This is a genomic window from Micromonospora sp. NPDC000663 (assembly GCF_042898105.1).
GTDB lineage: Bacteria > Actinomycetota > Actinomycetes > Mycobacteriales > Micromonosporaceae > Micromonospora.
This window is the reverse complement of record NZ_JBIAYR010000007.1, coordinates 208,369-221,330: the sequence shown is the minus strand read 5'-3', so window position 1 is coordinate 221,330 and position 12,962 is coordinate 208,369. Positions and strand designations below refer to the sequence as shown.

The following is a 12,962-nucleotide window of genomic DNA, read 5'->3' as shown; positions in this document are numbered from 1 at the left end:
GGCCCGCGGCGCCGCCCCGCTTTTGTTTCCCCCGGCCCCCGGGCTTCTTTTCTTACTTCGTCGCGTCCCGCCCCCCCCCCCCCCGGCGGCGCCCGGCGGGGGGGGGGGGGGGGGCCCCCCCCCCCCCCCCGCCACAGTGCTGTTCGGGATTGTCGTTGATGGACGGCCCGGGTCGGTCACCTGAGCCAGGGCAGGCGCCGCACGATGGGCAGCCGGGCCCACACCGTGCCGAGGCCGAGGGTGTCGCCGGCGCCGGTCAGGGCGAGGACGGCGAGGACGGCGGCGTAGATCAGGTGGTCGTCCATGACCGGGTTGTTCTCCGGAGGGAGTACCGCGGTGAACATGAGGACCAGCAGCAGCCCGCCGGCGACCGCGGCGATCCGCATGCCGATGCCCAGGATCAGGGCCGTGCCGATCGCGGCGAGACCTGTCATGAAGAGCCAGTCCGCCCAGGCGGCGCCGGCGAAGTTCCGGTAGATGTCGGCGAAGGGGCCGGCGACGGCGTTGCCGAGGAACCCTTTGGTGGGGCTGCCGCCGTCGATCCAGCCGTTCCCGGCCTTGGTGGCGAAGCCGAGCCCGAAGACCTTGTCGATGAACGCCCATAGGAAGATCCAGCCGAGGGCGATGCGCAGGCCGGCGAGGGTGTACCGGGTGGCCTTGCGGGCCGGGGTCTCGGTGGTGGCGAGGACGCTCGCGGGAGCGGCAAGCGGGGTGCCGTTGCGCCCCGTCGTGGTGTGGCGCTGCGCGGTCCGGGGGAGCTGTGTGGCGGTCATGGCGTCCACGTCCTTTCTCGTTCGTCGATGTCGTCCTCATTCCACAGTTCGTCGGAGTCGTCGAGCAGTGCCGCCGTACCGCAGTTGACGGGACCTTCGGCCCCCCGGTAAGCCGTCAGCCTGTTTCGCGGCGATCAACCCGTTGACACCGCCGTGCTCCGCCCGGAACCATCAGCGGCAGTCCACAGTCCTCGCCTTCATCGTCACGAGTTCCATGACAACGATGTCAGGCCGACTCCAAAGGAGAGCGCATGCCCCCTGCGCGCCCCCTGTCTCCCCGACTGGTCGCCGCGACGACCGCACTCCTGCTGCCCGTGGGAGTACTCGTCGCCGCCCCCCTGGCCAGCGCCGCGCCTCCGCCACCTGGCGCCTTCAGTTCCTCGTTCGAGTCGACCGACCCCCGCCCCGCGGCGAGCACAGTGGAGGTCGACGCGAACGGAAAACCCGTCCAGGGCAACCTGAGCGGCACCCCCACCACCCTGCCCGGCAGCCTGCTCGACCAGGTCAGCGCGGTGACCGCGAGCGGTGAGAACGCGCCGAACGAGGTCGCCGCCAACCTCAGCGACGACGACTCGTCGACCAAGTGGCTGGTCTTCGACGAGACCGGCTGGGTGACCTACCGACTGGCGAAGCCGGCGACGGTCCTGCGGTACTCGCTGACCTCCGCGAACGACGCCCCCGGCCGGGACCCCCGGGACTTCGTCGTGCAGGGCTCGACCGACGGCAGCACGTGGACCGACCTGGACCGGCGGACCGGCCAGACGTTCGGCGGACGCTTCGCCACCAAGGTCTACAGCTTCACCAACACCACCGCGTACGGCTACTACCGCCTGAACGTCACCGCGAACTCCGGTGACACGCTCGTGCAACTCGCCGACTGGAACATCAGCGACGGCTCCGACGTCCGGCCACCGGCCACCCCGATGGTCACCGAGGTCGGCGCCGGCCCGGAGGGCGGCTACACCACGAAGCCGGGCGTCGGGTTCACCGGGCTGGGCGCGCTGCGCTACTCCGGTGGCGCGGAGGGCGACGGCCGCTCGTACGGCACCAACCTGCTGTTCGACGTGGACATCCCGGTCGGCCCGCGGACCCGGCTGTCCTACAAGATCTTCCCCGAGTTCACAAACGGCGACGCCAGGTACCCGTCCACCTACGCCGCAGTCGACCTGCGCTTCACCGACGGCAGCTACCTGAGCCGGCTCGCGGCGGTGGACCAGCACGGCTACCCGCTCACCGCCACCGGGCAGGGCGCCTCGAAGGTGCTCTACGCCGACCAGTGGAACGCGGTGCAGGCCGACCTGGGCACCGTCGCGCGGGGCAGGACGATCGACCGCATCCTGCTCGCGTACGACAATCCACAGGCCTCCGGCGTCACCCGCTTCCAGGGGTGGCTCGACGACCTCGCGGTGACCGCCTCGCCGGCGCCGATCGACGGCTCGCGGCTGACCAACTACGTCGACACCCGGCGTGGCACCAACTCCACAGGCGGGTTCTCGCGGGGCAACAACCTGCCGATCACCGCTGTGCCCAACGGCTTCAACTTCTTCACCCCGGTCACCGACGCGACGTCCGACTCGTGGGAGTACGAGTACCACCGGGTCAACAACGCGGAGAACCTGCCGATGTTGCAGGGCCTCGCGATCTCCCACGAGCCGAGCCCGTGGATGGGTGACCGGAACCAGATGTCGGTGATGCCTGTCGCCGGCGACCGCCCGCTCACCGGTGCGCCGTCCAGCCGGGCGCTGGCCTTCAGCCACGACGACGAGACGGCGCGGCCGGACCTGTACCGGGTCGCGCTGCGCAACGGCCTGACCGCCGAGATGGTCCCTACCGACCACGCCGGCATCATGCGGTTCACGTTCCCGGCGGGGCAGCCGAACGGCAGCCTCGTGTTCCACAACGGGACGTTCACGATCGGCGCGGACGGCACGTTCACCGGCTGGGTCGACAACGGCAGTGGCCTGTCGGCCGGCCGCAGCCGCATGTTCGTGTCCGGCGCGTTCGACAGGGCGCCGACGGCGACGTCCGCGACGTCCGCGACCTTCGACGTGACCGCCGAGCGTCAGGTGACCATGCGGATCGCCACGTCGTTCCTCTCCGTCGACCAGGCGCAGCGCAACCGTGACCTGGAGGTCACCGGCCGCGGCTTCGAGCAGATCCAGGCCGCCGCCACGGCGGCGTGGAAGGACCGGCTCGGCCGGGTCGAGGTACGCGGCGCGACCGAGACGCAGCTGGTGACGATGTACTCCAACCTGTACCGGCTGAACCTGTACCCGAACTCGCAGTCGGAGAACACCGGCACCGCCGCCGCGCCGCGCTGGCAGTACGCGAGCCCGGTGTCGGCGCCGACCGGCACGTCCACCGCCACCCGGACCGGCGCTAAGATCGTCGACGGGCAGATCTACGTCAACAACGGTTTCTGGGACACCTACCGGACCGTGTGGCCCGCCTACTCGCTGCTCTATCCGGATGTGGCGGCCCGGATCGCCGACGGGTTCGTCCAGCACTACCGCGACGGCGGCTGGATCGCCAGGTGGTCGTCCCCCGGCTACGCCGACCTGATGACAGGCACCAGCGCGAACGTCGCTCTCGCCCAGGCGTACCTCACAGGGGTCAAGCTGCCCGACCCGCTCGCGGCGTACGACGCGGCGGTGAAGGACGCGACTGTCGCGTCCGGACGCGGCGCGGTCGGCCGCAAGGGCATCGAGACCTCGCTGTTCCTCGGCTACACGCCGACCTCCACCGGAGAGTCGGTTTCGTGGGCGCTGGAGGGCTACATCAACGACTACGGCATCGGCAACATGGCCGCCGCGCTGGCCAAGGACCCCGCCACGCCGAAGTCGGAACGCCAGCGGCTCACCGAGGAGTCGCGGTACTTCCTGGAGCGGGCGCGTAACTACGTGCACCTGTTCGACCCGAAGACGAAGCTCTTCCAGGGGCGCGACGCCGCCGGCACGTTCCTCGCCGGTGACCCGCTGGACTGGGGTGGCGTCTACACCGAGACCAACGGGTGGAACTTCGCCTTCACCGCCCAGCAGGACCCTCGGGGCCTGGCCAACCTGTACGGCGGTCAGAAGGCGCTGCGGGACAAGCTCGACACGTTCTTCGCCACCCCGGAGAACGCCGACCGCCCCGGCGGGTACGGCGGGATCATCCACGAGATGCTCGAGGCGCGGGCCGTGCGGATGGGTCAGCTCGGCATGAGCAACCAGCCGTCGCACCACATCCCGTACATGTACGACGTCGCCGGTGCCCCGGCGAAGACGCAGTCGATCGTGCGGGAGCTGCTGCGCCGGCTCTACGTGGGCAGCGAGATCGGCCAGGGCTACCTGGGCGACGAGGACAACGGCGAGATGTCGGCGTGGTACGTCCTCAGCTCGCTGGGCATCTACCCGTTGCAGGCGGGCTCGTCGCAGTGGGCCATCGGCTCGCCGCAGTTCACCAGGATGACCGTCCACCGCGCGGCCGGTGACATCGTGGTCAACGCGCCGAACAACAGCACCAGGAACGTGTACGTGCAGGGCGTGAGCGTCAACGGCAAGAAGCAGCGCGCCGTGTCGGTGGACGTGTCCACCCTCGCCCGGGGCGGCACCGTCGACTTCCAGATGGGCCCCAACCCGTCGTCCTGGGGCAGTGGGAAGAACGACGCCCCTCCGTCGCTGACCAGGGGCGACGACGCGCCGAAGCCGTTGCAGGACACCACAGGCCCCGGCCTCGGCACCGCGACCGCCACCGGCGGGCAGGACGCGGCGAAGCTGTTCGACGACTCGTCGACCACGCAGCTGACCTTCGCCTCGGCCACCCCGCAGATCAGTTGGGCGTTCCGTGGCGGACGGCAGAAGCCGACGTCCTACACCATCACGTCCGGGGCGGGCGCCGGTGATCCGGCGGACTGGCGCCTCCAGGGCTCCAACGACGGCATCACCTGGAGCACAGTCGACTCCCGTAGCGGTCAGGTGTTCCGGTGGCGTAACCAGACCCGCCCGTACACCATCGACAGGCCGGGACGGTTCGCGCAGTTCCGGCTCGTCGTGACCAGGACCGTCGGCGGCGCGCAGACGAACCTCGCCGAGATCGAGCTGCTCGCCGGGGGAGACCTCGACCTGTCCGGCGGCGACGTCGCGGTGACCGCGGCGGATGGCGTGCGGGCGACGGCAGGCGTACCGGTCTCGGTGCCGCTGGCCACCGTCACCGGTGGCACCGCAAGCGGCTACCGGGCCACCATCGACTGGGGTGACGGCACGCCTGTCACCGAGGGCACCGTGACGCCCAGCTCCCGGGCCGTCTACCGGATCGGCGGTTCGCACACGTACGCCACGCCGGGCTACCACCAGGCGAACGTCACGGTGACCGACGGCGCCAGCCAGAGTTCCGCGACGGTAGGCGTCGACGTGGCGTACGTCCCGAAATCCGGCCTGACCGGGGCGTTCGACAGCGTCTGCGTCGGCGACGAGGGAGTCCTCGGGGCCGACTGCGACGCCAAGTCGTGGGCGTACTCGCGGGCCGCCCTGGCGGCGGCCGGCGTGACCCAGGGCGAGCGGCAGCAGGTGCCGGGCACCGAGCTGCGGTTCACGTTGCCGGTGATCCCGCCGGGGCAGCCGGACAACGCCACGGGCAACGGCGCGACCATCGACCTCGACCTGCCGGCCGACGCGCGGACCATCTCGTTCATCGGCGCCGGCACGCAGGGCAACCAGAGCACCACTGGCACGGCGACGTTCAGCGACGGCAGCACCGCCAGCATCCCCATCCAGATGAGTGACTGGACGTTGGGCGGCAACCCCAACGGCACCCCGTCGTACGACAACGTCGTCGTCGCCAGGTCCGCGTACCGGCTCAGTGGCACGAGCCGGGACGGTGCCCAGCCGTTCCTGTTCGCCACCGCGCCGTACCAGATCCCGCAGGGCAGGACGCTGGTCTCGGTGACCCTGCCGACGCAGACCGGCGACCCGCGCTCGGCGGGCCGGATCCACGTGTTCGCCGTCGCCGACGACGGCACGCCGGCCGCCGCCCTGACGACCGTCGCGCCGAACGCCCAGACGGCCACCGCCGGGCAGACGTTCGCGGCGAAACTCGGTTCGGTGACCGGCGGCGTTCCCGGCGCCACCGGCTACCGGGCCCGGGTCCAGTGGGGTGACGGCACGGTTCCGGACGACGTGACTGTCGACGCGTCGGGTGCGATGACCGGTCAGCACACCTACGCGCGCGAGGGCACCTACACGGTGCGGGTCACGGCGTGGGACACCCGCTCGAGCGGCACCGCGAGCTTCACCGTGACCGTGGCACGTGGCGGGGCACGGCCGGCCATCGCGCTCGCCGCGTCCGCGACTGTCGGCACCGGGGACGCGATCACCGTCGCCGGCAGCGGGTTCGCCGCCGGCGAGCAGGTGACCGTCAGCGTCGGGACGGACCCGGCGCGGCGCACGATCGTCGCGGCCTCCGCGACGGGGACGGTGCGGGTCTCGGTGCCGACGTCAGGTGACGCGCAGCCGGGTCGCTACGCCGTGACGGCCACCGGCGCGTCCTCGCGGACACCGGCGACGGCGACCGTCCAGGTCACCGGTGAGGCACAGGCGCCGACCTACCGCCCGCGGGTGGCGTTGCTGAGCACGTCCGGTCCGCGCGGGGCGTCGATCACGCTCGACGGTTCCGGGTTCGCCCCCAACGAGGCGGTCACCGTCACCGTCGGCGACGGCCTCGCGGTCAGAACCGTACGCGCGAACGGTGACGGTGTGCTCGCCGGCGCGACGGTGAGCGTTCCGGGTACGGCGAAGGCGGGCGCGACAAGCGTCACGCTCACCGGCGCCACGTCGGCGACGACGGTGTCCCGGCCGTTCACCGTCACCGCCGCGAGGTGAGCCGCAGGTAGCGCAGCCGCGTCGGGCGGGCCGTGACCACGGTCCGCCCGACGCGGGCGCGGCGGAGAGATCGTGCCGGCTGGCAGTGGTCGGCCCCGGGGCAGCGGCGCGTCGACCAGGTCGCGCGGCGGGCCGGTCGGGGTCAGCGGGCGGCCAGTCGCAGGTGCCACCGCGGGCCGTGGTCGGTGAGTCGGACGATCGCCAGCGGCTCGACGTCCACCTGCCGGTACGTCTCCACCGGCAACCCCAGGGCGTGCACGACGGCGACCCGGATGACGAGCGGGTGGGTGACCGCGATGATCCGCTGCCCGCTCCCGCGTTGCCCGTCCAACCAGCGGCCGACCCGCTCCCGCAGCGCGACGACCGACTCGCCACCGTGGGGCGCCGCCTCCGGTGCCGACAGCCACTCGCGTAGCGCCAGGGGCCGTTCGGCGGCGACCTCGTCGAGGGACCTGCCGGTCCATTGCCCGTGGTCGCAGTCGCTCAACGCGACCTCGACGGTGGGCGCGAGGCCGAGCGCGCCCGCGGTCTGGATGGCCGCGACCGCCGGACTGGACACACAGACGTCGGCGTCGCCCAGCTGCCCCCGGCGACCGGTCCCGGCGGTGGCCAGGGCGAGAGCGGCGCGTAGGCCGCCCTCGTCCAGGGCGTCGTCCGTGCCGCCGAAGCGGGCCCGCCGTTGCGCGGCGGTGTGGGCGTGTGCGACCAGCCGCAGGCTGGTCGTGGTCACCCGGTCGGCGCCGCGCCCGTGGGACGGCGCTGGCCGTGCCGCATCAGGGCCGTGAACAGCAGGCCGATCCCGGTCCAGAGCACCACCTGGGTGCCGAGCGAGGCCAGCCGGAAGTCCCACAGCAGGGTCGCGGGGAAGTCGGCCGGGACCTCCTGGAAGGACGGCATCACCACATAGGACGCGACGGTGACCAGCAGGAATCCACCGACTGCCGCAGTGGCGCGCAGCCCCGGCGCGTCCGTGCCGACCGCCCGGTAGCCCAACGAGCCCGCCCAGACCGCCACCAGGCCGAGCACCACCATCAGCAGGTAGGTGACAGTGCGCTGGTTGATGGTCGCCGGGTCACCCACCGCCGGTGGGTTCGCCGGATATTTGAGGAACGGCACGATGACCGCGCCGAGCAGCGCGGCGCCGGCCAGTGGCAGCCCCGAGCGGCCGTCGTCGTGGACGCGCCGACGGCGGGCCAGCAGGACGTACGCCGTGGCCAGCAGACCACCCATCGCGGCGCCGAACAGGCCGGTGGCCAGGAAGAGACCTCCGCGCTGACCGTTCCGGCCGACCAGGGTGTCCTCGTGATCGTGCCCGCCGGCAGCCGGTTCGGCGTGCGCCGCTGCCGCTTCCTCGATCGCGATTGCCGCCTCGACGTGCGGTTCACCCGCGACGTACGCGAACACCCCCGCGAGCAGGCCGGCCACCAGCCCGGCGAGCAGGCCGCGGGCGAGGACGGTGACGAACGGGGGAGCGGTGGTGGTGGTCAGTGGCACGGAACGCCCAGCAGGTGCCGGCCGTCGTGCATGAGCTCGTGCAGGAACATGCCACTGCGCGAGACGGCGCCCTGGTCGAAGGCGACGAGGTAGGCCAGCAGGGCGAGCGCGGCGACCGTCGCCAAAACCGTCCACAGCAGACGCGCGGTGCCAGCGGGATGAACCAACGGCTGGCTGGACGTGGAACTGGACATGAATACACGAACCTCCCCGGGGATGACGCGTCCCCATCGCAAGGCTGCGGACGACCGAGCGTCCTGGCTCGCGGGCTCCGGTGCTGCTGGAGAACCGCTCACAGTGGCGCGACCGCGCCGGATTCACACCGGCTTCCCTCGCGTCGCCGCAGATAGTGGGTCGACGGTATCGGTGCCGCCCCGGGCGGTCAACCCGGCTCCGCGAGCCCGGCCGCGCCGACCGGGCCGGCGCTCGTCGAGGTGGATGATCGGTCGATATTCGTCCTACCAAAACCGCCCGTCGGCACCGTGCCCATTGGACCGCCGGCTCCCTGAAGGGGCACAAAGATATGATGCTTGACGGGAAACTGTTACCGCTAACATGGGTCAACCGAACGAGCGGGGTCTGGGTTGAACGTGAGCGTGTCAGGGTGGAGCCGATGACTCCCGGCGAGCCGGTCGGGCGACCGGAGATCGTCGACGCGCACCACCACCTCTGGGTCCGGGCGCGGCACCCGCAGCCCTGGATCGACCCGGACACCATGGCCGCGATCGACGCCGACTTCACCCCGGTGGACCTCGCCCCGGTCGCGCACGCCGCCGGAGTCACCCAGACCGTCGTCGTGCAGTCCGTCGCGACCCGCACCGAGACACCGGAGCTGCTGGGCATCGCCGCCGCCGATCCCCTCATCACCGGGGTCGTCGGCTGGGTCGACCTCACCGCCGCCGACGTCGCCGACCGTCTCGACCGGCTCCGGACGGGCCGTGGAGGGGAACGCCTGGTCGGTATCCGTCACCTCGTGCAGTCCGAACCCGATCCGGCGTACCTCGACCGTCCGGACGTCCGGCGGGGCATCGCGGCCGTGGGCGCCGCAGGCCTCACCTTCGACCTGCTGGTACGCGACCACCAGTTGCCCGCCGCCGTCCGGCTGGTGCGGGACCTGCCCGACACGCGGTTCGTCCTGGACCATCTCGGCAAGCCCGCGCTGGGGCGTGGCGATCTCGGCGACTGGCCCCGGAGCCTCGGCGCGCTCGCCGCCGAGCCCAACACGGCGGCGAAGCTCTCCGGCCTGGTGACCGAGGTGGACGGGCCGTCCTGGACGACTGACGATCTGCGACCCGCCGTCGAGCACGCGCTCGACGTGTTCGGGCCCGACCGGCTGATGTTCGGTTCGGACTGGCCGGTGTGCCTGCTCGCCTCCTCGTATCTCCGCTGGATCGGGGCCCTCACCGACCTGCTGGAGCCGCTCGGCGACGACGAGCGTGCGGCGATCTGGCGACGGACCGCTCGTCGCGCGTATCGACTGCCCACGTCGTGACACGGCGGATCTCGCGGGCCGCCGCGAGATCCGCCGCTCGTCCGCCCGCGTCGGGGGAGTACGCCCCGGCGACCCCGGTCCTCGACGCCCCGCCGAGGCATCGTGCCTGGTCGATAGCATGTCCCTGCTGGGCGGCGGTCAAATCTGGGCCGTGGCCGTGCTGGCGTGTGCCGGTTGATCAGACGTATGCGGCTCGCCTGTCGAATAACGGAGCCAAAACCTGGCGGTAAGACCTTGGCAACATACGTGAATACATGGCATGGTAACGCCTGATCGATCGAAACATCCGACCTATCTCGACGGGTGATCCGGGCTGCCGCTCGTGCTCTCCCCTGGGGTGGCTCGGTTTCTGACAAGCGCCCGCTCACCGGCGGTGATCCGTCGGGTGCCGGCGCCACGGTTGGGGAGGTCGGATCCGACGATGAGTACCGTCGAGGCAACCGCCGGCAGGCAGCGCGGCGAGATCAGCGACTGGTTCCGGGAACGGATCTCCCACGCCGTCTCCGAGTTCACCGCCGCCACCGCGCTCGTCGTCCTGTTCATCGCGTTGAGCGTCGCCAGTCCCTACTTCCTGACGGCGGACAACCTCTTCAACATCGGCGCGCAGACGGCGGTGATCGCCATCATCGCCGCCGCGCAGACGATGGTCATCATCACCAAGGGCATCGACCTGTCGGTGGGGTCGGTCGCCGCGCTCGCCGGCGTCGTCGGCGCGATGGTCGTACGTGACCTCGGCTTCCCGCTCTGGGCCGCGACGGCTGTCGCGATCGGCGTCGGCGCCCTGGCCGGGCTGGTGAACGGGCTGCTGATCACCGTGGCCCGGATTCCGCCGTTCATCGCGACACTGGGAACGATGTCGGTCGGTCGCGGCCTGGTCTTCATCATCACCGGCGCGGTAGGCGTGTACGGGCTGCCCCGGTCCTTCCAACTGCTGGGCAACGGCGAGATCATCGGCATCCCGTTCGCCGTGGTGGTCACCGCGCTCGTGGCGGTCGGGGTCGCCTTCCTGCTCTCCCAGACCCGCTTCGGCCAGTACACGTACGCGATGGGCTCCAACCTGGAGGCGGCCCGCCGCTCGGGCATCCGGGTCGGTCGGTACCTCACCGGGGTGTACGTGCTGGCGGGCGTTCTGGTCGGGCTCGGCGGCATGATCGCCGCCTCCCGCGTCAACTCCGGTCAACCCAACTACGGCATCTCGCTGGAGCTCGACGTCATCGCCGCCGCCGTCATCGGCGGCGCCAGCCTGTTCGGCGGGCAGGGCCGGATCGTCGGGACGATCATCGGCGCGTTCCTCATCGCCCTGGTGCGCAACGGCGCCGTGCTGCTCGACATCAGCATCCACTACCAGCAGGTGATCGTCGGCCTGATCATCTGGGCCGCCGTCTACTTCGACCAGTTCCGCCGCCGGCGGCTGGAATCACGCGGTTGACATGCCATTTCGGAAGTCCGAACGAGGAAGGACACACACCATGGCACACACCACCACCAGCCGGCGGGTCCGAGGCCGACTTCCGCGTACCCGCGCCGTGCTGGCCGCCGCCGCGGCGACCGCGCTGCTCAGCGCCTGCGGCGGGGTCGAGGTCCGCGACGGGGGCGACGGCGCGACCAGGGACGCGGCCGGGCCACTGAAGCTCGCCGTGGTGCCCAAGGCCGTCGGCGCCGACTACTGGAACACGGTCAAGGCGGGCGCCGAGTGCGCCGCCCAGCGCGCCGGCAACGTCACCGTCCAGTGGGACGGGGTGACCACCGAGACCGACGTCGAGGGGCAGGTCAACCTGATCCAGAACTTCGTCACCAAGAAGGTCGACGGGATCGTCTACGCGGCCACCGACTCGCAGGCGTTGGCGCCGGCGACCGACCAGGCGCTCAGCGCCGACATTCCGGTCGCGATGATCGACTCCGGCACCAGCCCGCAGCCGTCGGAGGTGCCGCTCTTCGCCACCGACAACAAGGCGTCGGCCGTCGAGGCCGCCAAGTTGCTCGCCAGCGAACTCGGCCCTGGCAACCACGACGTGGCGCTTGTGGAGTTCCAGCCCGGGTCGCAGACCAACACCGAGCGGGTCGAGGGTTTCAAGGCAGGCCTCGCCCAGTTCCCCAACCTCAAGCTGGTCGGCCAGCAGCCCAGCCGCAGCGACGTCAACGAGGCGCGGCGGGTCACCGAGAACATCCTCACCGCCAACCCCAACCTCGCTGGCATCTTCGCGGCCAACGAGCCGAGCGTGCTCGGCGCCGCGCAGGCCGTCCGGGCCGCCGGCAAGTCCGGCAAGGTGGTCATCATCGGCTGGGATGCCGCCCCCGACGAGGTCGCCGGCCTGCGCAACGGCCAGATCTCGGCGCTTGTCGTGCAGAACCCCTTCAAGATGGGCTACTTCGGCGTCGACAAGATGGTCAAGCACCTGCGGGACAAGGCGCCGCTTGCGTCGGCCGACACCGGCGTCACGTTCGTCACCAAGGAGAACATCGACTCGCCGGAGACCAAGGCGGTGCTCGAACCCAGCTGCGCGAACCCTCCGGTGCAGTGATGGCCACGACTCCGACGGCCGCCGCCGAAGCCGACGAACGCCCACCGGCCGGGGAACCGCCGGTCCTGGAGGCCCGGGGCATCGTCAAGCGTTTCGGGCACGTCGAGGCGCTGCGCGGCGCCGACTTCACGGTCCACCGGGGCGAGGTCGTCGCGCTGATCGGTGACAACGGCGCCGGCAAGAGCACACTGATCAAGACCCTGTCCGGTGTGCACCCGCCCGACGAGGGCGAGATCCGGGTGGGTGGCCGTCCGGTGCGGTTCTCGACCCCTGTCGACGCGCGTCGCGCGGGGGTGGAGACGGTCTACCAGGATCTCGCCGTCGCCGACGACCTCAGCGTGGCGGCCAACCTGTACCTGGGACGGGAGATCGTGCGCTCCGGCCCACTCGGGCGGCTCGGCCTGCTCGACAAGCGGGCCATGCGGCAGGGCGCCGCCGCGGCCCTGGACGAACTGGGCGTACGGATCCCCCGGGTCACCACCCCGATCGCCATGCTGTCCGGTGGGCAGCGGCAGTGCGTGGCGGTGGCCCGGGCGATCATCTGGGCGACGAACGTGGTCATCCTCGACGAGCCCACCGCGGCACTCGGGGTCGTCCAGACCGGACGGGTGCTCGACGTCGTCCGGCGGGCGCGGGACGCCGGCATGTCGGTAGTACTGGTGAGCCACAACATGCCCCAGGTGCTGGAGATCGCCGACCGGGTCGAGGTGCTGCGACTGGGCCGGCGAGCCGCCCGGCTGCGCGCCGACGAGGTCACCACCGACGACCTGGTGGCGGCGATGACCGGGAGTGCGGAACGGGAGGACCGGTGACGGCGGTCGGG

General features: G+C 71.5%; 9 protein-coding genes and 1 riboswitch. Of the genes, 5 read left to right on the top strand and 4 right to left on the bottom strand.

Annotation, left to right across the window (positions count from 1 at the left end; genetic code table 11):
- Positions 1-176 precede the first annotated feature (176 nt).
- Positions 177-773, bottom strand: coding sequence for a hypothetical protein (locus tag ACFY1S_RS23335; RefSeq protein WP_387121697.1), 597 nt, complete (start codon positions 771-773; stop codon positions 177-179).
- Positions 774-1,024: 251 nt separating this feature from the next.
- Here ACFY1S_RS23335 and ACFY1S_RS23330 point away from each other — a divergent pair, with 251 nt between their 5' ends.
- Positions 1,025-6,631 carry a GH92 family glycosyl hydrolase gene (locus ACFY1S_RS23330; RefSeq protein WP_387121694.1) on the top strand — a complete coding sequence of 1,869 codons (5,607 nt, stop codon included), beginning with the start codon at positions 1,025-1,027 and terminating at the stop codon, positions 6,629-6,631.
- Positions 6,632-6,773: 142 nt separating this feature from the next.
- Here ACFY1S_RS23330 and ACFY1S_RS23325 read toward each other — a convergent pair whose 3' ends face one another.
- Genes ACFY1S_RS23325 through ACFY1S_RS23315 form a run of 3 tightly spaced genes read right to left on the bottom strand, consistent with a single transcriptional unit; the run spans position 6,774 to position 8,319 of the window.
- A complete protein-coding gene (locus ACFY1S_RS23325; protein WP_387121691.1) occupies positions 6,774-7,361 on the bottom strand; it encodes a histidine phosphatase family protein in 588 nt (195 codons plus the stop codon).
- Positions 7,358-8,125, bottom strand: coding sequence for a CbtA family protein (locus ACFY1S_RS23320; RefSeq protein WP_387121688.1), 768 nt, complete (start codon positions 8,123-8,125; stop codon positions 7,358-7,360). The genes ACFY1S_RS23325 and ACFY1S_RS23320 overlap by 4 nt, the downstream gene beginning before the upstream one ends.
- Positions 8,116-8,319, bottom strand: coding sequence for a CbtB-domain containing protein (locus ACFY1S_RS23315; RefSeq protein ID WP_387121686.1), 204 nt, complete (start codon positions 8,317-8,319; stop codon positions 8,116-8,118). The genes ACFY1S_RS23320 and ACFY1S_RS23315 overlap by 10 nt, the downstream gene beginning before the upstream one ends.
- A 58-nt stretch (positions 8,320-8,377) precedes the next feature.
- Positions 8,378-8,456, bottom strand: a riboswitch (cobalamin riboswitch).
- Positions 8,457-8,738: 282 nt separating this feature from the next.
- On the opposite strand from ACFY1S_RS23315, the gene ACFY1S_RS23310 reads away from it, so the two are divergent.
- The 4 genes from ACFY1S_RS23310 to ACFY1S_RS23295 all read left to right on the top strand — a co-directional run bounded on the left by ACFY1S_RS23310 (position 8,739) and on the right by ACFY1S_RS23295 (position 12,951).
- Complete coding sequence (locus ACFY1S_RS23310) at positions 8,739-9,617, top strand: amidohydrolase family protein (RefSeq protein ID WP_387121683.1); 879 nt, start codon at positions 8,739-8,741, stop codon at positions 9,615-9,617.
- 421 nt (positions 9,618-10,038) lie between these two features.
- A complete protein-coding gene (locus ACFY1S_RS23305; protein WP_387121680.1) occupies positions 10,039-11,046 on the top strand; it encodes an ABC transporter permease in 1,008 nt (335 codons plus the stop codon).
- Between the two features lie 40 nt (positions 11,047-11,086).
- Positions 11,087-12,139: an ABC transporter substrate-binding protein gene (locus ACFY1S_RS23300; RefSeq protein WP_387121677.1), complete on the top strand. Its 1,053-nt coding sequence runs from the start codon at positions 11,087-11,089 to the stop codon at positions 12,137-12,139.
- A complete protein-coding gene (locus ACFY1S_RS23295; protein ID WP_387121674.1) occupies positions 12,139-12,951 on the top strand; it encodes an ATP-binding cassette domain-containing protein in 813 nt (270 codons plus the stop codon). The genes ACFY1S_RS23300 and ACFY1S_RS23295 overlap by 1 nt, the downstream gene beginning before the upstream one ends.
- Positions 12,952-12,962 lie beyond the last annotated feature (11 nt).